The organism is Microbacterium jepli, from assembly GCF_047237905.1.
In the GTDB taxonomy this organism is placed as follows: domain Bacteria; phylum Actinomycetota; class Actinomycetes; order Actinomycetales; family Microbacteriaceae; genus Microbacterium.
Genome location: NZ_JBDFLW010000005.1, coordinates 1,625,247 through 1,643,802, shown reverse-complemented (window position 1 = coordinate 1,643,802; position 18,556 = coordinate 1,625,247). Strand labels below are relative to the sequence as shown.

At 71.5% G+C, this 18,556-nt stretch carries 19 protein-coding genes and 1 tRNA gene; 5 read left to right on the top strand and 15 right to left on the bottom strand.

Going from position 1 to position 18,556, the window contains the following annotated elements; all coding sequences use genetic code 11:
• Positions 1 to 77: 77 nt before the first annotated feature.
• Positions 78 to 1,187, bottom strand: coding sequence for a peptide chain release factor 2 (gene prfB / locus ABC304_RS11965; protein WP_412930920.1), 1,110 nt, complete (start codon positions 1,185 to 1,187; stop codon positions 78 to 80).
• Between prfB and ABC304_RS11960 the strand changes: the two genes are divergently transcribed.
• Entirely contained in the window at positions 1,186 to 2,529 is a 1,344-nt protein-coding gene (locus ABC304_RS11960) for an MFS transporter (RefSeq protein WP_412930918.1), read from the top strand. The two genes, prfB and ABC304_RS11960, sit on opposite strands and share 2 nt — an antisense overlap.
• Positions 2,530 to 2,584: 55 nt before the next feature.
• Here ABC304_RS11960 and ABC304_RS11955 read toward each other — a convergent pair whose 3' ends face one another.
• The 8 genes from ABC304_RS11955 to ABC304_RS11920 all read right to left on the bottom strand — a co-directional run bounded on the left by ABC304_RS11955 (position 2,585) and on the right by ABC304_RS11920 (position 8,705).
• Complete coding sequence (locus ABC304_RS11955; RefSeq protein ID WP_412930916.1) at positions 2,585 to 3,013, bottom strand: pilus assembly protein TadG-related protein; 429 nt, start codon at positions 3,011 to 3,013, stop codon at positions 2,585 to 2,587.
• On the bottom strand, positions 3,010 to 3,513 hold the full coding sequence (locus ABC304_RS11950; RefSeq protein WP_412930914.1) for a TadE/TadG family type IV pilus assembly protein: 504 nt from the start codon (positions 3,511 to 3,513) through the stop codon (positions 3,010 to 3,012). The genes ABC304_RS11955 and ABC304_RS11950 overlap by 4 nt, the downstream gene beginning before the upstream one ends.
• Positions 3,488 to 3,886 (bottom strand): TadE/TadG family type IV pilus assembly protein, encoded by a 399-nt coding sequence (locus ABC304_RS11945; RefSeq protein ID WP_412930912.1) that lies wholly within the window; start codon positions 3,884 to 3,886, stop codon positions 3,488 to 3,490. The genes ABC304_RS11950 and ABC304_RS11945 overlap by 26 nt, the downstream gene beginning before the upstream one ends.
• Positions 3,887 to 3,889: 3 nt before the next feature.
• Positions 3,890 to 4,090 (bottom strand): hypothetical protein, encoded by a 201-nt coding sequence (locus tag ABC304_RS11940; protein ID WP_412932931.1) that lies wholly within the window; start codon positions 4,088 to 4,090, stop codon positions 3,890 to 3,892.
• Positions 4,091 to 4,119: 29 nt separating this feature from the next.
• Entirely contained in the window at positions 4,120 to 5,052 is a 933-nt protein-coding gene (locus ABC304_RS11935; protein ID WP_412930911.1) for a type II secretion system F family protein, read from the bottom strand.
• Positions 5,049 to 5,906: a type II secretion system F family protein gene (locus tag ABC304_RS11930; RefSeq protein WP_412930909.1), complete on the bottom strand. Its 858-nt coding sequence runs from the start codon at positions 5,904 to 5,906 to the stop codon at positions 5,049 to 5,051. Before ABC304_RS11930 ends, ABC304_RS11935 begins: the two co-directional genes overlap by 4 nt.
• Entirely contained in the window at positions 5,903 to 7,051 is a 1,149-nt protein-coding gene (locus ABC304_RS11925; protein ID WP_412930907.1) for a TadA family conjugal transfer-associated ATPase, read from the bottom strand. Before ABC304_RS11925 ends, ABC304_RS11930 begins: the two co-directional genes overlap by 4 nt.
• Positions 7,052 to 7,412: 361 nt before the next feature.
• The gene (locus ABC304_RS11920) at positions 7,413 to 8,705 is read right to left on the bottom strand and encodes an alpha/beta fold hydrolase (protein WP_412930905.1); all 1,293 of its coding nucleotides are present in this window, start codon (positions 8,703 to 8,705) and stop codon (positions 7,413 to 7,415) included.
• Between the two features lie 131 nt (positions 8,706 to 8,836).
• Here ABC304_RS11920 and ABC304_RS11915 point away from each other — a divergent pair.
• Positions 8,837 to 8,918 (top strand) — tRNA-Leu (locus ABC304_RS11915).
• A 73-nt stretch (positions 8,919 to 8,991) separates the two neighbouring features.
• Complete coding sequence (locus tag ABC304_RS11910; protein ID WP_412930903.1) at positions 8,992 to 9,765, top strand: DedA family protein; 774 nt, start codon at positions 8,992 to 8,994, stop codon at positions 9,763 to 9,765.
• A 55-nt stretch (positions 9,766 to 9,820) separates the two neighbouring features.
• Here ABC304_RS11910 and ku read toward each other — a convergent pair whose 3' ends face one another.
• Positions 9,821 to 10,834 carry a non-homologous end joining protein Ku gene (ku, locus tag ABC304_RS11905; protein ID WP_412930902.1) on the bottom strand — a complete coding sequence of 338 codons (1,014 nt, stop codon included), beginning with the start codon at positions 10,832 to 10,834 and terminating at the stop codon, positions 9,821 to 9,823.
• 77 nt (positions 10,835 to 10,911) lie between these two features.
• Here ku and ABC304_RS11900 point away from each other — a divergent pair, with 77 nt between their 5' ends.
• Positions 10,912 to 13,518, top strand: a complete 2,607-nt coding sequence (locus tag ABC304_RS11900; RefSeq protein WP_412930901.1) for an ATP-dependent DNA ligase — start codon at positions 10,912 to 10,914, stop codon at positions 13,516 to 13,518.
• A gap of 3 nt (positions 13,519 to 13,521) precedes the next feature.
• Here the strand turns inward: ABC304_RS11900 and ABC304_RS11895 are convergent, their stop codons facing one another.
• The 4 genes from ABC304_RS11895 to murI all read right to left on the bottom strand — a co-directional run bounded on the left by ABC304_RS11895 (position 13,522) and on the right by murI (position 16,778).
• The gene (locus ABC304_RS11895) at positions 13,522 to 14,442 is read right to left on the bottom strand and encodes a cation diffusion facilitator family transporter (RefSeq protein WP_412930899.1); all 921 of its coding nucleotides are present in this window, start codon (positions 14,440 to 14,442) and stop codon (positions 13,522 to 13,524) included.
• A gap of 130 nt (positions 14,443 to 14,572) precedes the next feature.
• On the bottom strand, positions 14,573 to 15,175 hold the full coding sequence (gene rdgB / locus ABC304_RS11890) for an RdgB/HAM1 family non-canonical purine NTP pyrophosphatase (RefSeq protein WP_412930898.1): 603 nt from the start codon (positions 15,173 to 15,175) through the stop codon (positions 14,573 to 14,575).
• A complete protein-coding gene (rph, locus tag ABC304_RS11885; protein ID WP_412930896.1) occupies positions 15,172 to 15,909 on the bottom strand; it encodes a ribonuclease PH in 738 nt (245 codons plus the stop codon). The genes rdgB and rph overlap by 4 nt, the downstream gene beginning before the upstream one ends.
• Positions 15,910 to 15,959: 50 nt before the next feature.
• On the bottom strand, positions 15,960 to 16,778 hold the full coding sequence (murI, locus tag ABC304_RS11880) for a glutamate racemase (RefSeq protein ID WP_412930895.1): 819 nt from the start codon (positions 16,776 to 16,778) through the stop codon (positions 15,960 to 15,962).
• Positions 16,779 to 16,932: 154 nt separating this feature from the next.
• Here murI and ABC304_RS11875 point away from each other — a divergent pair, with 154 nt between their 5' ends.
• Entirely contained in the window at positions 16,933 to 18,273 is a 1,341-nt protein-coding gene (locus tag ABC304_RS11875) for a nicotinate phosphoribosyltransferase (protein ID WP_412930894.1), read from the top strand.
• Between the two features lie 14 nt (positions 18,274 to 18,287).
• On the opposite strand, the gene ABC304_RS11870 is transcribed toward ABC304_RS11875, so the two are convergent.
• Entirely contained in the window at positions 18,288 to 18,554 is a 267-nt protein-coding gene (locus ABC304_RS11870; RefSeq protein WP_127095760.1) for a DUF3039 domain-containing protein, read from the bottom strand.
• Positions 18,555 to 18,556: the final 2 nt, after the last annotated feature.

Here is an 18,556-nt window from a genome sequence, read left to right as displayed (position 1 = left end):
GCGCGGCCCCGCGGTGCACCCCGAGCGACACCCGCAGTCGCGGCATCCGCCCTCTCGGCGAGAAGCGTCCGACCGGGTCAGTCCTCGTCGGGACGCTTGCGCCAGCGGATGCCCGCGGCGATGAGGCCGTCGAGGTCGCCGTCGAAGACCGAGGCGGGGTTGCCGACCTCGTAGCCCGTGCGGAGGTCCTTGACGAGCTGCTGGCCGTAGAGGAAGTAGGAGCGCATCTGATCGCCCCAGCTCGCCGTGATCGTGCCGGCCAGCTCCTTCTTCTTCGCCGCCTCCTGCTCGCGCTGCAGGATGAGCAGGCGCGTCTGGAGCACGCGCATCGCGGCGGCGCGGTTCTGGATCTGCGACTTCTCATTCTGCATCGACACCACGATGCCCGTGGGGATGTGGGTGATGCGCACCGCGGAGTCGGTGGTGTTGACCGACTGGCCGCCGGGGCCGGACGAGCGGAACACGTCGACGCGGATGTCGCCCTCGGGCACCTCCACCTCGACGGCCTCCTCCATGACGGGGATGACCTCGACGGCGGCGAAGCTCGTCTGGCGCTTGTCGGCGGAGCCGAACGGGCTGATGCGCGCGAGGCGGTGCGTGCCGGCCTCGACCGACAGCGTGCCGTAGGCGTACGGGGCGTCGATCTCGAAGGTCGCGGACTTGATGCCGGCGCCCTCCGCGAACGAGGTGTCCATGACCTTCACGGGGAACTTGTGACGCTCGGCCCACCGCAGGTACATCCGCATGAGCATTTCGGCGAAGTCGGTGGCGTCGTCGCCGCCGGCGCCGGAGCGGATCGTCACGACCGCCGAGCGGTCGTCGTACTCGCCGTCCAGTAGCGTCTGCACCTCGAGCTGGCTGACGGACTCGGTGACCTCGGCGAGCTCCTTGCGGGCCTCGTCGGCGGAGTCCTGGTCGTCCATCTCCATCGCGAGCTCGATGAGCACGTCGAGGTCGTCGAGCCGCCGCTCGATGGCGGTGATGCGCGCGAGCTCCGACTGACGGTGGCTCAGCGCGCTCGTGACCTTCTGCGCCTTCTCGGTGTCGTCCCACAGGTCGGGGGCGCCGGCCTCCTCGCTGAGACGGGCGATCTCCGCGGTGAGCGCGTCGGTGTCCACCACCGCCTTGATGTCGGCGAAGGTTGAGCGGACGGCCTGGATGTCGGCGGAAAGATCGAGATCGAGCATGACAGTCCAGACTAACGTGGATGCGGTGACAGACCGCGCCGGAACGATTTTCCTCCGGTTCGGGCCCATGGTCTACGGACCCACGGTGCTCTTCGCCCTCGGCGAGGGCGCCGTCATCCCCCTGATCCCGGTGATCGCCTCCCGGCTCGGAGCGGATGTCGCGACCGCCGCCCTCATCGCCTCGGCGCTGGTCGTCGGACAGCTCGTGGGCAACCTCCCCGCGGGCTACGCCGTGGCCCGGATCGGCGAGCGTCTGACGATGGCCATCGCCGGATCCGTCGCCCTCGTCGGCCTGGCGGGACTGCTGCTCGCCCCCAGCCTCGGTGTGTTCGCGGCATCCATCTTCGTCATCGGCTTCTGCGCGGCGGCGTTCGGCCTGGCACGCCACTCGTTCATGACGACGCGGGTGCCGCTCGCTTTCCGCGCGCGAGCGCTGTCGCTGCTGGGCGGATCGTTCCGCCTCGGCATGTTCGTCGGACCGTTCATCGCCGCCGCGCTCCTCGCGCTCTTCGGCGACGAGCACGCGGCGGTGTGGTTCTTCGCCGTCTGCCTCATCGCGACGATCCTTCTCGTGCTCCTCGGTCCGGATCCGGAGAAGCAGCCGCCGCTCACCGACGGCACGATTCAGGATGCTGCGGCCTCCGGTGCGCGCGCAGGATCCGAGCCGTCCCGCCGCACCGACCTGCCGGACGACAGCGGCGAGGCAGTGACCGGGTCCATCCCGACCCTCGAACGCGTGGGCGTGTTCCGCACGATGTGGCGTCACCGCGGCGTGCTGTCGCGGCTGGGGCTGGCCGCGGCATCGCTCTCCGCCATCCGCTCGACGCGCCAGGTCGTGCTGCCGCTGTGGGGCGTGTCGATCGGGCTCGACGCCCAGACGATCGCGCTGGTCGTCGGCGTCTCCGGCGCCATCGACTTCGCGCTGTTCTACGCCAGCGGGCAGGTGATGGACCGGTTCGGCCGACTGTGGGCCGCCCTCCCGGCGATGCTGCTCATGAGCGCCGGCTTCATCGCCCTGGCGTTCACGCACGACCTCGCCTCGTCGGCCATGTGGTTCGCGCTGTTCGCCGCCGTGCTCGGCGTCGGCAACGGCCTGTCGAGCGGCATCCTGCTCACCCTCGGCGCCGACGTCGCCCCACCCGCCGACCCCGCGCCCTTCCTCGGGTCGTGGCGCACGCTGACCGACGCCGGCGGCGCGGTCGCGCCGCTGCTGGTGTCGGGAATCGCCGCGGTCTCGTCGCTCGCGATCGCGACCGGCGCGGTCGGCGTGCTCGGACTGCTCGGGGCGGCGGCTTTCGTGCGGTGGGTGCCGCGGTTCGTGCCGCGCGCTGCGCCCGGCTGAGCGCTGCCGGTGCGGCGGCGAACCGAGCGCGGCCCGCACGGGTGGGGCTGGTTGATCAGCGCAGGGCGGTGCGGCTCGTCGCGGTCGCCTCGAGGGCGAGCCCGTCGGGGACGAACAGCGACACCACCGGCGGGTACCATCGCCCCGCGACCGTCACCCGCGCCGACGTGCCGTCCGGGGTGCCGGCCGCGACGACCACGGCTCCTCCCCCGACCTCGGCGACGAGCGCGCCCGCCTGATCCGCCACACCGTCGTCGGTGAGGACCGCCAGCGGGTCGGCGTCAGTGACGACCAGGGTGAATCCGTCCGCACCGGCGAGAGCCGCAGCATCCGCCAGCGCGTCGAGCCTCTTCTGCGCCAGATACAGGCTCGTCGCGTTGACGCATACCAGCACCGCGACGAGCGCCAGCAGGCAGTAGCCGATCGTCAGGATCAGGATGCTGCCCTCCTCGCCCTCCGCGGCGGATGGTACGCGGCCCCTCACTGGGTCCCCCAGTAGCGCGACACCTTCTGGGCAGCCGACGCGTCGACCGGGATGGACGCCAGACGCTCGAGCCCGAGAACGGGTGGCACGAGGGGCAGCGACACCCGCGCGGAGACGGTGACCACGACCGTGGCGCCGGCCTCGGGACACCGGGTGCTCGCCGGGCGGCAGTCGAGGGCGATGTCGACGGATGCCGGATCGAGGCCGTACTCCTCCACCACCGCGTCGAGCACCCGCGCCGCCTCTGCACGCGCGTCGGTGTCATCCGTCGACACGGCGACCGTGCGCGCGATGTGACGGGCGGCCGCCTCCACCCCGAGGGCCTGGCCCTGGACCAGACCCAGCGAGATGATGAGGTAGACGACGGGGACGAGGAGCAGCATCCCGACGACGATGAACTCCAGCGCGGCGGAGCCGCGTTCGTCCGCCAGGTTGAGCCGGCGTCGCAGTGCCGCGAGTGCCTGCGCTGCCCGATCAGTCGAACGACTCGGCGGGCGCATGCGCGGTCACCTCCAACATGCGCGGAACGCCGAGGAGACCGACGAGCGGCAGCGTGGTTCGGACCGTGACCTCGACTTGCGGACGGTCGGCGGTTCCGGCATCCGTCACCGTGATGTCGGAGGCGTACTCGGCACCGACGGCGCGGGTGACGATGGCGCGGGTGCGCTCTGCCCCCTGCTCCAGCGAGGTGTCGGCCAGTGCGGCATGGAACGCGCCCTCCACGGCGGCGTCGTGCACGACGTTGCGGACGTAGATCGCCAGCGCGAGCTGCAGCACGGCGAAGGTCAGGAAGGTGAGCAGCGTCCCGACGAGGACGAACTCCACGGGACTGGATCCCCGCTCATCGCCCAGCAGCTCGCGGATGCGGCGCACTGGTCAGATTCCGGAGACCCGATCGATGGCCTGCTGGAAGAGCTCCGCCAGCGCGGGCCCGGCCAGCGCCCAGATGACGACGACCAGACCGGCCGTCATCAGCGTGATCAGCACCCATCCCGGCACGTCGCCGCGATCCTCTTCCCAGGTGCTTCCCCAGGCGGACCGCACACGCGCCAGCACGCGCGCCCCCAGTTCCTGCATCATGACCTTCTCCTTTCGATCGACGACGGTCATCCGACACCCAGCCGGAGCATGAACACACCCGGGAACACCGCGAACAGCACGCTCAGCGGCAGGATCAGGAAGACCAGAGGGATGAGCATGACGATCTCCTTGCGGCCCGCCTGCTCGATGAGGATGCGGCGCGCGTCCTCGCGGGCATCCCCGGCCTGCGCCTGCAGCACCTGGGCGAGCGGCGCACCGCGATCGATCGCGGCGACGAGGTGGTCGATGCTGCGCGACAGCGCTGGCACCCGGAGGTCGGACGACAGCCGGGTCAGTGCATCCTGCAGGCTCGATCCGGTGCCGACCGCCAGAACGACGGCGCGGAGTTCGGTCGTCAGGTCGCCGACGCCGACCGTGCCCACCCGGCGAAGCGAGTCGAGCAGACCCTCGCCCGCCGACAGGCAGAGCGCCAGGAACTCGAGCACCGTCGGCAGCTCCTCCTCGATGCGGCCGGTCCTGCGACGCGCCGCCCGGGTCAGCCACAGATCGCAACCGACCACGCCGGCGAGCCCGAGGACGGGCGGCAGGAGCACTGCGCCCGGGATGAAGCGGCTCGTGAGCGCGAGGACGACGAGGAGCACGCCGCCCGCGAGCACACCGCTCACGCCCCACGCGAGCTGCTTGCCGCGGAAGGCGGCGACCTCCGGCGACCATGCGGCCTGACGGAGTCGGCGGCTGACGCCCTCCGTCCCGCCGAGCATCTCCGCGAACCGCGCCCGCAGAGCAGCCCAGGCGGTCGCACCGCCCGACAGCGCCGGCGGGGCCCACACGGTGGTGCCGCGGGGGTCGGTCACGTCGCGGATGTACGGCGCGATCCGCCGCGACAGACTCGGCGCGCCCCAGCGCGGCGTCAGCGACATCAACAGGCAGACGCCTGCACCGAAGGCACCGCCGAGCACCACGGCGGTGGCCAGCTGCGTGAGCGCCAGCGGGGTCACCCGAACCACCGCCGCGGCTCGGGGAGGCGACCGATGCGCACCATGATGCGGAAGGCCACGATCGACACGAGCGCGCCGGCGACGATCAGGACGACGCCCTCAGCGCTTCCGTAGGCTTTCGCCCCCTCGGGGCGGAGCGCCAGCATCCCGAGGATGACCCAGGGCGCGACGACCCCCAGAATCGCCGCGCCCCGGATCCACGACTGCCGCGCCTCGACCTCGGCGCGCAGCGCGACATCGGCGCGCACCGCCGTCGACAGCGCGCGCAGCACTGCGGTCAGCTCCGTCCCCCCGACTTGACGGGCCATTCGCAGCGTCTCGATGATCCGGTCGGCGACCGGATCGGCCAGTGTCGACTTGAGGCGCTCCGCGCTCGAGTCGAAGTGTCCGGAGGCGGCGAGGTCGCGGCCGAACTGCGCGAACGCCGGACGCAGGGCGACCGGAGCCGAATCGGCGAGGCTCGCCACGGCGTCGGGCAGCGCCATCCCCGCGCGCACGGACGCGATCAGCAGATCGCAGACATCCGGCCACATGCCGCGCCGGCGGCGCCTCAGCCCCGACTCCCTGCCGCGCAGCAGCGCCACCGGGGCCAGCGCGCCGATGACGACCGCGACGGCCGCGAGCGCCGGAACGGGCACCACGAGCCAAACGACAGCACCGGCCGCGATCCCACCCGCGACGCAGGCGGCGGGCAGTGTCCTCCACGGCAGGTGGCCGTACCCGGCGCCTTCGAGGAGGCGCACGATGCGGCCGCTCGATGCCGGGCGCGGGGCGACCGTGCCGGCCGGCCACAGCCACGGCGAGAGGATGAGCAGGACGCCGGCGGCGAGCGTCACGCCCCACACGAAGGTCACGCGCCGTCCCACCGGTAGAGAGTGCGGGCCTCGACGGCGTCTGCCACCACGCGTCCCGTGGGCGCGACGAGCTCCACGACGCGGCGGCGACCCGCGGCATCCTTCGCGCAGTGCGCGACGAGGTGCACCGACGACGCGATCGCGGGCAGCACGAAGCCGCCGTCGATGTTGCGGCCTGCGAGCAGCGGCAGAGCGGCGAGCTTCGACAGTGCGTCCCGGGCGGAGTTGGCATGAATGGTCGCCGCCCCGGGCACGCCCGTGTTGAGCGCGAGGAGGAGGTCGAGCGCCTCCGCGTCACGCACCTCGCCGACGACGAGCCGGTCGGGCCGCATGCGCAGCGCCTCCTTCACCAAGCGCCGCAGCGTGACTTCGCCCGATCCCTCCAGACTGGGCTGCCGTCCCTGCAGCGCGACGAGGTCCGGCGCATCCACGGCGAGCTCGAACGTCTCCTCCACCGTCACGACGCGGTGGTCCGGTGGACACGCGCCGATCAGCGCAGCCAGCAGGGTCGTCTTGCCTGCATGCGTGGCTCCGGACACCAGGATGCTGCGCCCCTCCGTCATCGCCGCGCGCAGGTGCGCCGCGGCCTCTGGAGCGATCGAGCCGATCGCCTCGAGCGTGTCCAGGTCGCGGTAGGCCGGCAGGAACTTCCGGACGTTCACCGACCAGTGCCGCCGCGTGATGTCGGGGATGACGACGTGCAGACGCGAACCGTCGGGTAGCGAGGCGTCGACGAACGGCTGGCTCAGGTCGACGCGACGACCGGTGGCGTGCAGCATCCGCTCCACCAGGTCTCGAACCGCGGTGTCGCTCAGAGCGAGCGGCACGCGCTCCGACCGCCCGCCACGCGCGATGAAGATGCGATCCGGCGCGTTGATCCACAGCTCCTCGACAGTCGGGTCGTCGAGGTAGGCCTGCAGCGGCCCGTACCCCGACACCACGGCGAGCACGTCCCGCACGCACGAGGCCTCGTCGTCGACGGGCGACAGTCCGCGGGCGAGGGCGAAGTCGTTGTGCCGCCGCACCTCCGAGCGCGCAATCTGCGCGGCGGCGTCCGGGTGCCGCGCCGGATCGGTTTGCTCCGCCCGCAGCCGCTCGCGGACGCGCTCGGCGACCGCGGCGACGGGGCTGGCGACCGGACTCACCCGTGCATCCTCGCAAGACCGCCGACCGCCCCGCCCGAGTTATCCACAGCGCCCGTGCCGCGGCATCCCCCGGTCCTCATTCACCTGACGCGAAACACGGGAGCCGCTGGCGGGATGCGACAACACGTGACCGGTGAACGGGGCCTGGCGCTGACGGCCCTGCTGCGCCGTCAGTGCCTCGCTCGCTCACCTGACGCGAAACGCCGGACCCGACCGCGCGATGCGACAACACGTGACATGTGATCGGGATCCGCAGGAGACGAGTCCGCCGCGGCATCCGCTGGCGCCCGCTCACCTGACGCAAACGTGCCGAATGAGCCACCTGTCGCGACAACAAGCGTCAATCGAGCGGATGCCGCGGCTACGAGCCCGGGGGCGAGAGCTGCAGGATCGGGTACAGCAGGCCGAAGCCCGCGTCGAGGCCGCCGTTGAGGCCGTCGACGACGTGGCCGGCGCCGGGGATCTCGATGTAGGCGGTCGTCATGCCGGCATCCTTAGCCGCGGCCGAGACGGCCTTCGCCGCGGGGATGAACGCCGGGTCGGCGCCGCCCACGGTGAAGATCGCGTTGACGCCGTCGTACTTGCCCTTGTTGGCGGCGAGGATGTTGATCGGCTTCGACGCCTCGAACTTCGCCGAGTCGCCGCCGTAGATCTGCGCGATGACGCTGTCGGCGTCTTCGGAGCCCGGGAACTCCTCGCCGGAGATGTCGAGGATGTTCTTGAAGACGTCGGGCTCCTGCGCCCCGTACTTGATGGCGCAGCCCCCGCCGTTCGAGTACCCGGCGATCACCCAGAACCTCGGGTCCTCGAGGATGTTGAGGTTCGTCTTGGCCCAGTCGACGACGTCCTTCTTGATGTACGTCTCGGCGTTGCCGAACGTCGAGGAGTCGGCGCACGCGGGGTCTCCCCCGTTGCCGATCTGGTCGGCGACGACCACGATCGGCGCGAGGCCTTTGTTCTTGGACGCGTAGTCGTCGAGCACCGCGCCGATGTAACTGGGGTCGGGGTTGCCGGGGTAGCCCATCATCAGGATCACCAACGGCAGCGCCGGCGCGTTCGCGACCTGCGCCGCTGGCGGCAGGTAGATGCCGGCGGGACGCGCGTCGAAGCCCGACACCGTCGCGGGAATGACCTGCGTCCCCTGCGTGCCCTTGGCGGGCATGTCGGCCGGCGGTGTCCACGAGCTGTAGAGCGGGCCGGCGTTCGTCCGGCTCGGATCAGGCGTCGGGATGGTGACCGGGTTGTCGGCGGAGATGCCGAACATGCTGCCCAGCGTCGGGTTCAAGCCGTACGCGGCGTTGATGCCGAGACCGCCGGCCAGCGCGAACACGAGCGCGCCGATGATCGCGAGCACCTTGCGCCACCAGCGGGAGCGGAAGAGGTTGGCTACGGCGAGCCCGACGCCGCCCAGAGCGCCCATCGACCACCACGCGACGAACAGCGGCAGCGGCGACCCGAAGGCGTTCGTCGCGTTGCTTGCCAGGAACACACCGAGCGCGATCGCCACGCCCAGCACGATGCCCAGCAGCGAGGTGAGCACCCACCGCGGCGTGGGCGTGCGCATCAGCAGGTAGATCGCGAACACCACGGCGGCGATGAGGACGCCCCAATATGCCGGACCGTCGATGACGTTCAGGCTCCACAGCGCATCCACTCGGGCTGCCTCTCCACGGGTCGGGAAACGTATGCCTCATGATGCACGCTGCGGCTATGCGAGAACAACGGACTCAAGTCGCCTGTCGGCCACAGGTGATCCACAGCGCCACAGATACAATCGACACACCAGCGGGAGTGGTGAAACTGGCAGACACGCAGGATTTAGGTTCCTGTGCCTCCGGGCGTGTGGGTTCAAGTCCCACCTTCCGCACGGCGGCGGTCATCGCCACCATCTCCCGCGCCACGCCGACCGCCGCACTCGCGGCCCGACGGAATCGACACACGTGCACCACGCCGCGCTCCTCCCCTGGCTCGACCCCGAGACGATCATCGCCGCGGCGGGCCCCTGGGCCCTCCTCGTGGTGTGCTTCATCATCTTCGCCGAGACCGGCCTGCTCATCGGGTTCCTGCTCCCCGGTGACACGCTGCTCATCATCGCGGGGCTCCTCTCGCACCCCTCCGATGTCGCCCCGCACGGCGTCTTCGGCATCAACGTGTGGTTCGTGGCTCTGCTCATCGGCATCGCCGCCTTCGTCGGCGGCGAGGTCGGATACCTCATCGGCCATAAGGCGGGTCCGGCGATCTTCGAGCGCAAGGAATCCGGCATCTTCAGCCGCGCCAACGTGGAGCGCACGAATGCCTTCTTCGAGCGCTTCGGCGCCGCCACGGTGATCCTGGCCCGCTTCGTGCCGGTCGTCCGCACCTTCGCGCCCATCGCCGCCGGCGTCGGCCACATGAACAAGTGGCGCTACACGCTCTACAACCTGATCGGCGCCGTGCTCTGGGGCATCGGCCTCACCATGCTCGGCTACGCCGTCGGGCTCATCCCGCCGGTGCGCGACTTCGTCACGAGCTACATCGACGTCATCCTCCTCGCGGCGGTCGCGGGCACCATCGGCTTCATCGCCGTCCACTACTTCCGGGAGCGCTCGAAGGCCAAGAAGGAGGCCCTCACGGGCGACGACCGCACCGACGCCGCCGAGGCTCAGCACCTCACGCTCGACAAAGACGTCTTCGACCAGCCGCATCCCCGCGACGGCGGCACTCCGACGGTCTGACCTCGCTTTCGACAACGGATGCCGCGGCCCCGGGCCGCGGCATCCGTTTCGCGTTTCAGGAGGCTTTCGCGGTCTTCTTCGCCGGCGCCTTGCGGGCCGGTGTGGTCTTCGCGGCCGCCGTCTTCGACGTCGCGGCGGTCTTCGACGACGCCGCGGTCTTCGAGGACGCGGCGGTCTTCGCCGGCGCCTTCTTCTTCGCGGCGCCATCGCCCGACGCCTTCGCGGACCCGGAGGCCGCGGCATCCGTCGTCTTCTTGTCGGAGGTATCCGCTCCGCGGGCGGCGCGACTGCGCTCGACGCTGGCACGCAGGGCGGCCATCAGGTCGATGACCTCGCCGCCGGCGTCCTCGTCGTCGTCCTTCTCGCCGAAGGTCTCGGCCGTGTCGAGCGCGTCGCCCTTCTCGAGCTTCGCCTCGATGAGCGTGCGCAGCTCCTCCTGATACTCGTCGGTGAAGTCCGACGGGGTGAAGTCCGAGGAGAACGACTCGACCAGCGACGCCGAGAGCTCGAGCTCCTTCGCGCTGATGCGGACGCTCTCGTCGAGTGACGGGAACGCGGCCTCGCGCACCTCGTCGGCCCACAGGAGCGTCTGCAGCACCAGCACGTCGCCGCGCACGCGCAGCGCGGCCAGCCGTGTCTTCTGCCGCAGCGAGAAGCGCACGATCGCGGTGCGGTCGGTCTGCTCGAGGGTGCGCCGCAGCAGCACGTAGGCCTTCGGCGAGGCGGAGTCGGGCTCGAGGTAGTAGGCGCGGTCGAGGGTCAGCAGGTCGACCTGCTCCGACGGCACGAACTCCACCACGTCGATCTCGCGGCTGCGCTCCGACGGGAGAGAGTCGAGGTCCTCCTTCGTCAGCACCACCGTGCGGTCGCCGTCGTCGTAGGCCTTGTCGATGTCCGAGTAGGGCACGACCTCGCCGTCGATCTCGCAGACGCGCTGGTAGCGGATGCGCCCGCCGTCCTTGTTGTGCACCTGGTGCAGCGAGACGTCGTGATCCTCCGTCGCGGAGTACACCTTCACCGGTACGTTCACGAGCCCGAACGTCAACGCGCCCTTCCAGATCGCCCTCATGGTCCCAGTGAACACCGGCCGGGCGTCCGGCGGCTACCCCGGCGGCGGCCCTTGACACCGCGCGGCAGGATGGAGACATGGCGGGAGAGCAGCTGGCGGGCATCGGCGGCCGCCGCCTGCGCATCACCAATCTCGACAAGGTGCTGTACCCGGAGACGGGTACCACCAAGGGCGAGGTGATCGACTACTACACGCGCGTCGGGCCGACGATGATCCCGCACGTGATCGGCCGCCCGGTCACCCGCAAGCGGTGGCCCGACGGGGTGGGGACGGCGCAGCATCCGGGGCAGTCCTTCTTCGCGAAGGACCTCGAACCGGGCGCGCCGTCATGGGTGCACCGCCTGCCGATCCCGCACTCGGGGGGCCCGAAGGACTACCCGCTCGTCGGCGACGTGCCGACCCTGGTCTACCTCGCGCAGGTGGCGAGCCTAGAGCTGCACGTGCCGCAGTGGCGCTTCACCGCGGCGGGCGAGCGCGGCGACGCCGACCGCCTCGTGCTCGACCTCGACCCCGGACCCGGGACGGGCCTCGCCGAATGCGCCGAGGTGGCCCGCTGGGCGCGCGAAATCCTCGGGCACATGGGGCTCGACCCGTTCCCCGTCACCAGCGGGAGCAAGGGCATCCAGCTCTACTCGGCGCTGCCGCCGGGTCAGTCGAGCGAACAGGCCTCGGCGCTGGCGCACGAGCTGGCGCGGGCGATCGAGGCCGACCACCCCGACCTCGTCGTGAGCTCGATGAAGAAGTCGGTGCGCGGCGGCCGCGTGCTCATCGACTGGAGCCAGAACAACGGTGCGAAGACGACGATCGCCCCCTACTCGCTGCGCGGGCGGGCGCACCCGAACGTCGCCGCGCCCCGCACGTGGGACGAACTCGACGATCCCGACCTGCGACAGCTCTCCTTCGAGGACGTGCTGGCCCGCATCGACGACATCGGCGACCCGCTCGCGGCGCTCGGGTTCCACGCCGGCGGCCGTGAGTCGGAGGACGGTCCGCTCGCCGCGTACATCTCCAAGCGCACGGCGGGGAGGACGCCGGAGCCCGTGCCGTCCGACCCCGCGGCGGCCGTCGCCGATCCGTCCGACCTGCCGCGCTTCGTGATCCAGGAGCACCACGCGACCGCGCTCCACTGGGACTTCCGCCTCGAGCACGACGGTGTGCTCGTGAGCTGGGCGGTGCCGCGCGGCGTGCCGCCAACCCCGCGTCGCAACAGCCTGGCCATCATGACCGAGGACCACCCGATGGACTACGCCTCGTTCGAAGGCACGATCCCCGGCGGCGAGTACGGCGGCGGCTCGGTCACGATCTGGGACGACGGGCGCTTCGAGCTCGAGAAGTGGCGCGACGACGAGGTCATCGCGACCCTCGAGGGTCGCCCCGGCGGTCCGCTCGGCCGCGTGCGCCTCGCCCTCATCCGCACGAAGGGCGCCGGCGAGAGATCGCAGTGGCTCCTGCGCCGGATGAAGACGGATGCCGCGGGCCGCCCGCAGCCGGACGGCGAGGTCGTCGAGGCATCACCGCAGGCGGACGGCAGGGCTCCGGCGGCAGGCGCGCCCGGCGCTGTCGAGTCCGACGCGGACGGGCTCGACCAGCACGCGCAACCGGAACCAGCACCCACCGGGGACGCGCAGCCGGAACCCGCGCCCGACCTCCCCGCGCTCCCTGTCGGCGAGCTGCTCGCGCAGGCTCCCCCGCTCGTGTGGCCACCCGTCGCGGCGGACCTGCGCCCGATGCTGTCGACCTCCGCCACCCCCGAATGGGCCGAGACCGCCGCCCGGTCGTGGACCGGGGCCGCCTGGGCGGAGGCCAAGTGGGACGGCATCCGCGCCGTCGGGGTGTGGGACGGCGAGAAGCTGCGCCTCTGGGCGCGCAGCGGCAACGAGTCGACGGCGAAGTACCCCGAGATCAGCGGTGCGGCGCTCCCCTTCGGCTCCGAGCCGGTGATCCTCGACGGCGAGCTGGTGGCGCTCGACGAGCGCGGCCGCCCGAGCTTCCCGCTGCTGCAGACCCGCATGAATCTGGCGCGCGCCGGCGACGTCGCCCGCGAGGCGAAGCGGACGCCCGTCACCTACTACCTCTTCGACGTACTGGCGGCCGAGGGCCGCGACGTGACGGGGCTTCCCCTGACGGCGCGCCGCAGCATCCTGGAGCACGTCGCACGAGGCCTTCCCGACGCCTTCGTCGTGCCGCCCGTCTTCGACGATGTGCGCGAGGCGCTCGAGACCAGCCGTCGGTTCGACCTCGAGGGCATCGTCGTGAAGGATCCCGCGTCGACGTATCGCCGCGGCATCCGCTCGGACTCGTGGCTCAAGGTGAAGCTGACGCGTACCCAGGAGGTCGTGATCGCCGGGATCCGACCCGGCCAGGGCAGCCGCGCGTCGACCTTCGCGTCGCTGCTGCTCGGCATCCCGGGTCCCGACGGGCTTCAGTACGCGGGGCGCGTGGGTACGGGGTTCAGCGAGAGCACGCTGCGGATGCTCCAGGACCGCCTCGAGCCGCTGCGCACCGACAGCATGACGCTCGTGGGGGTCCCGCGGGCTGATGCGCGCGATGCGCTCTGGGTGCGGCCCGAGCTCGTCGGCGAGGTCGAGTTCGCGGAGTTCACCCCCGGCGGCATCCTCCGGCACTCGCGGTGGCGGGGACTGCGGCCCGACAAGTCGCCGTCGGAGGTCGTTCGCGAGAGCTGACGCTCAGGCGTGGCGCGCGTCGTCGTGCTCAACGTGCCCGGCGGCCTCGAGCTGGAACGTGGAGTGCTCGACGTCGAAGTGATCGGCCAGGCAGCCCTGCAGCCGGCTCAGGATGGCCGAGGAGGCGCCGTCGCGCAGAGCCTCGTCGTCGACCGTCACGTGCGCCGAGAAGACCGGCGCTCCGCGCGTGAGCTGCCAGACGTGCACGTCGTGGCAGTCGACGACGCCGGGGGTGCGCAGGATGTGCGCACGGATCTCCTGCACCTGGATGCCGCGCGGCACCTCTTCGCCGAGGACCGAGGCCACCTCGCGCAGCAGGCCGATCGCGCGCGGCACGATCATCGCCGCGATGAGCAGGGAGGCGATGGCGTCGGCGGGCGCCCACCCGGTGACCAGGATGACGATCGCCGCGATGATGACCATGGCGGAGCCGAGGAGGTCGCCCAGCACCTCCAGGTACGCGCCGCGCACGTTGATGCTGCGCTTCTGCGCGGCACTCAGCAGCCACATGGCCACGGCGTTGGCCACGAGTCCGATCGCGGCGACGATCAGCATCGGGCCGCCGGCCACCTCCGCCTCCTGCGGATCGACGAGGCGCTGGATCGCCTCCACGGCGACCCACGCGGACAGCGCGATCAGGATGACGCCGTTGATCAGCGCGCCGAACACCTCCGCGCGCTGGTACCCGTAGGTGCGTCGCTCGGTCGCGGGCCGGGCCGCCACGATGCTTGCCACGAGCGCGATGACGAGCGCCGCAGCATCCGTGAACATGTGCACGGCGTCCGCGAGGAGGGCGAGCGATCCCGACACGACGGCACCGACGACCTGCACCACCATGACCACCGCGGTGATCGCGAGCGACACGCCCAGCAGACGGCGATTGCTGCCGCCGCGGATGCCGCCCTCCGGCGCGTGATCGTGCATGAGGCCAGGTTACGGCCGCCCGGGCACGCCTCCGCGGGATTCCGCGCAGTCGGGAACGATCACGGTTCTCAGTTCGCTGGGGAGGATCCTCGAGCAGCCGCACCCGCGGCCGTCCTCGCCGCCCGCGCGGTCAGAGCTCAGCGAGCAGCGGACCGAGCTCCCGGAACGCGCGCGCACGGTGCGATTCCTCGTTCTTCTCTTCCGCCGACCACTCGCCGACCGTGCGCTCGTTCTCCGGGTCCTGGCCGTCGGGGATGAAGGCGGGGTCGTAGCCGAAGCCGCCCGCTCCCCCGGCCTCGCGCGCCAGCCGCCCCGGCCAGATTCCCTCCACGACGTGCTCGTCGCCCTCCGGCGTGACGACGGCGATCGCCGAGGTGAAGTGCGCGGTGCGGTTCGTGTCGTCGATGTCGGACAGCTGGTCGAGCAGCAGGGCGAGGTTCGCTGCGGCATTTTTCGCGTGCCCTGCCCAGTAGGCGGAGAACACCCCCGGCGACCCGCCGAGCACGTCGACGCAGATGCCGGAATCGTCCGCCAGCGCGGGCAGGCCGGTGTGCGCGGCCGCGGCGCGCGCCTTGATGAGCGCGTTCTGCGCGAAAGTCACGCCGTCCTCGATCGGCTCCGGGCCGTCGTAGGCGATGACCTCGAGGTCGGGACGCACTTCCGCCACGATCGCCTGGAACTCGACGACCTTGTGCGGATTGTGGGTGGCGAGGACGATGCGGCCCACGGTCATTCCCCCGCGAGGACGGTGGTCTGGATGTCGCGGAGATCCGCGCAGCCGCCGACGCCGAGCTCCAGCAGGGCGTCGAGCTCCCGCTTGTCGAACGGCGCGCCCTCCGCGGTGCCCTGGACCTCGACGAACAGGCCGCGGCCGGTGACGACGACGTTCATGTCGGTCTCGGCGCGGACGTCCTCGACGTAGGCGAGGTCGAGCATGGGCGTGCCGTCGATGATGCCGACCGAGACGGCCGCCACGGAGTCGATCAGCGGCGTGGCCTTCTGCCCGATGAACTTCTTCGCCCGGCCCCACTCGATGGCGTCGGCCAGCGCGACGTAGGCGCCGGTGATCGCCGCGGTGCGGGTGCCGCCGTCGGCCTGCAGCACGTCGCAGTCGATGACGATCGTGTTCTCGCCGAGCGCCTTCGTGTCGACGACGGCGCGCAGCGCGCGGCCGATGAGCCGGGAGATCTCGTGGGTGCGACCGCCGACCTTGCCCTTGATGCTCTCGCGGTCGTTGCGGGAGTTCGTCGCGCGCGGCAGCATCGCGTACTCCGCCGTCACCCAACCCTTGCCCTTCCCCGTGAGCCAGCGCGGCACGCCATTGGTGAACGAGGCCGTGCACAGCACCTTGGTGCCGCCGAACGAGATCAGCGCGGACCCCTCGGCGTGCGCGCTCCACCCGCGTTCGATCGTGATCGGACGCAGGTCGTCGACGGCACGGCCGTCGGCCCGGATGATCTCGCTCATTGCTCTCCTCGTGGGTTGCGCGTCGGACGCAGGATGTCGGATGCCGCGGCTCAGTGCGGCAGGTCGATGGCGCCGGTCTGCACCAGCTGGACGTCGCGGATCTCGCGGCCCATCAGCCGGTGCGCGAGCGTGACGAAGTCGTCGGCGGAGGTGCCGGTGGCCTCGTAGACATGGGTGGCCGCGGCATCCGGTCCGGCGAGCAGATCGCGGGAGACCAGCTGGCGGTAGACGTCCTTCGCGGTCTCGCTGTCACTGGAGACCAGCGACACGCCCTCGCCCATGACGTAGCTGATCGCACCTTCCAGGAACGGGTAGTGCGTGCAGCCGAGCACGAGGGTGTCGACGCCCGCGTGGCGGAGCGGCGCGAGGTACTCCTCCGCGACCGCGAGCACCTCGGACGACTCCGTGACGCCCGCCTCGACGAACTCGACGAAGCGCGGGCACGCGCGGGCGAAGACGGTCAGGCGGGCGTTCACCTCGAGCATGTCCTGGTAGGCGCGGGAGGCGATGGTGCCGGCCGTGCCGATGACGCCGATGCGGCCGTTGCGGGTCGTCGACATCGCCGTGCGGACGGCGGGGCCGATGACCTCGACCACCGGCACGGAGTACCGCTCTCGCGCGTCGCGCAGCATGGCGGCCGAGGCCGTGTTGCAGGCGATGACGAGCATCTTCACGCCCTGGTCGACGAGGGTGTCGAGCACCTCGAGCGAGTAGCGGCGCACGTCCGCGATGGGCTTGGGGCCGTAGGGCGAATGGGCCGTGTCGCCGATGTAGAGCATCGACTCTCGCGGCAGGAGCGCCGAGATCGACCGGGCGACGGTGAGCCCGCCGACCCCGGAGTCGAAGATCCCGATCGGCGCGTCATCCACGATCCCCCACCCTACGCCAGGCACCGCGCGCGCCTTCCGCGTGCCGGTCGTCGGGAGAGGCGGACCCGGCGGCACCCCGCGACGGCGTGCCGGGGCGTGTACCGCACGCATTCCCTGCGACCGGTACGGGAGGCGCGCTCAGTAGGCTGACCGCATGACGAGCACCGGCGTCCCGCGCAGCACGGCCCTCCACACCGACCGCTACGAGCTCACCATGCTCGATGCCGCTCTGCGCGACGGGACGGCCGACCGCCGCTGCGTCTTCGAGCTGTTTGCTCGCCGCCTCCCGGGCGCCCGCCGCTTCGGCGTCGTCGCGGGCGCCGGACGCCTGATGAGTCTCATCCGCGACTTCCGGTTCGGCGAGGACGAGCTGCGCTACCTCCGCGACGAGAAGGTGGTGGATGCTTCGACCGTCGCCTACCTCGAGGACTACCGCTTCGGCGGCTCCATCATCGGCTACCGCGAGGGCGAGGCGTACTTCCCCGGCTCCCCCGTGCTGACGGTGGAGGGCACGTTCGCCGAGGCCGTGATCCTGGAGACGCTGGCCCTCAGCGTGCTCAACCACGACTGCGCGGTCGCCACCGCCGCTGCGCGCATGTCCATCGCCGCCGGCGACCGGCCGCTGGCGGAGATGGGCTCTCGCCGGGCGGGCGAGGAGTCCGCCGTGGCCGCCGCGCGCGCCGCGTACATCGTCGGCTTCGGCGCCACCTCCAACCTCGAGGCCGGACGCCGCTGGGGCGTTCCGACCATGGGCACCGCCGCCCACTCCTGGACGCTGCTGCACGACACCGAGGAAGACGCCTTCCGCGCGCAGATCGCCGCCCTCGGCCCGAGAACCACGCTGCTCGTCGACACCTACGACATCCGCCGCGGCGTGGAGCTCGCCGTTCAGGTCGCCGGCCCCGAGCTGGGCGGCGTCCGCATCGACTCCGGCGACCTCCCCACCGTGGCGGCCGAGGTGCGCGCGCAGCTCGACGAGCTCGGCGCCACCCGCACGCGCATCACGGTCACGAGCGACCTCGACGAATATGCGATCGCCGCGCTGGCGGCCTCGCCGGTCGACGCGTACGGCGTCGGCACGTCGGTCGTGACCGGCTCGGGCTCGCCGACGGCCGGGATGGTCTACAAGCTGGTCGCGCGACAGGACGCCGCGGGCTCCTGGGTCGGCGTGGCGAAGGCCTCCGCGGACAAGGGGTCGCGCGGCGGACGCAAGGCCGCGTTCCGGACACTCGAGCACGGCACGGCGACGAGCGAGCTCGTGACCGTCTCGGACGGCTTCGAGGAGGTCGCCACGGCCGCGGAGCACCCGGATGCCCGCCCGCTCCAGACGACCTTCGTCGAGCGCGGCGACGTCGACGTCGCGGCCGAGGGCCCGGATGGGGTCACCGCCGCGCGGGCGCACCACGCCCGCGTGCGGGAAGAGCTGCCGGTGCGCGCCCTCGCGCTCAGCAGGTCCGATCCGGCGCTGGAGACCGTCTTCGTCGACGTCGCCTGACGCGGCGGCTGCGCTCAGCCGACCATCGACTCGTAGATCTCCTTGCAGGTGGGGCACACCGGGAACTTCTCCGGATCACGCCCCGGGATCCACTTCTTGCCGCAGAGGGCGCGCACCGGCTTACCGGTGATCGCGGACTCCAGGATCTTGTCCTTCTTGACGAAATGGGAGAAGCGCTCATGATCACCCGGCTCGAGATTCTCCTCGCGGATCAGCTCTTCGAGCTCTCGGTCCAGGGTGGCGGTGCCTCCCTGGTCAGGTCTGTCCAAGGGGGTGCTCATGG

Bases quoted from the DNA above. Each gene is read 5' to 3' on its own strand.
- ABC304_RS11960 (WP_412930918.1), top strand. From the start codon at position 1,186: ATGACAGTCCAGACTAACGTGGATGCGGTGACAGACCGCGCCGGAACG.
- prfB (WP_412930920.1), bottom strand. From the start codon at position 1,187: ATGCTCGATCTCGATCTTTCCGCCGACATCCAGGCCGTCCGCTCAACC.
- ABC304_RS11950 (WP_412930914.1), bottom strand. From the start codon at position 3,513: ATGCGCCCGCCGAGTCGTTCGACTGATCGGGCAGCGCAGGCACTCGCG.
- ABC304_RS11940 (WP_412932931.1), bottom strand. From the start codon at position 4,090: ATGCAGGAACTGGGGGCGCGCGTGCTGGCGCGTGTGCGGTCCGCCTGG.
- ku (WP_412930902.1), bottom strand. From the start codon at position 10,834: ATGAGGGCGATCTGGAAGGGCGCGTTGACGTTCGGGCTCGTGAACGTA.
- ABC304_RS11900 (WP_412930901.1), top strand. From the start codon at position 10,912: ATGGCGGGAGAGCAGCTGGCGGGCATCGGCGGCCGCCGCCTGCGCATC.
- ABC304_RS11895 (WP_412930899.1), bottom strand. From the start codon at position 14,442: ATGCACGATCACGCGCCGGAGGGCGGCATCCGCGGCGGCAGCAATCGC.
- rdgB (WP_412930898.1), bottom strand. From the start codon at position 15,175: ATGACCGTGGGCCGCATCGTCCTCGCCACCCACAATCCGCACAAGGTC.
- rph (WP_412930896.1), bottom strand. From the start codon at position 15,909: ATGAGCGAGATCATCCGGGCCGACGGCCGTGCCGTCGACGACCTGCGT.
- ABC304_RS11875 (WP_412930894.1), top strand. From the start codon at position 16,933: ATGACGAGCACCGGCGTCCCGCGCAGCACGGCCCTCCACACCGACCGC.
- ABC304_RS11870 (WP_127095760.1), bottom strand. From the start codon at position 18,554: ATGAGCACCCCCTTGGACAGACCTGACCAGGGAGGCACCGCCACCCTG.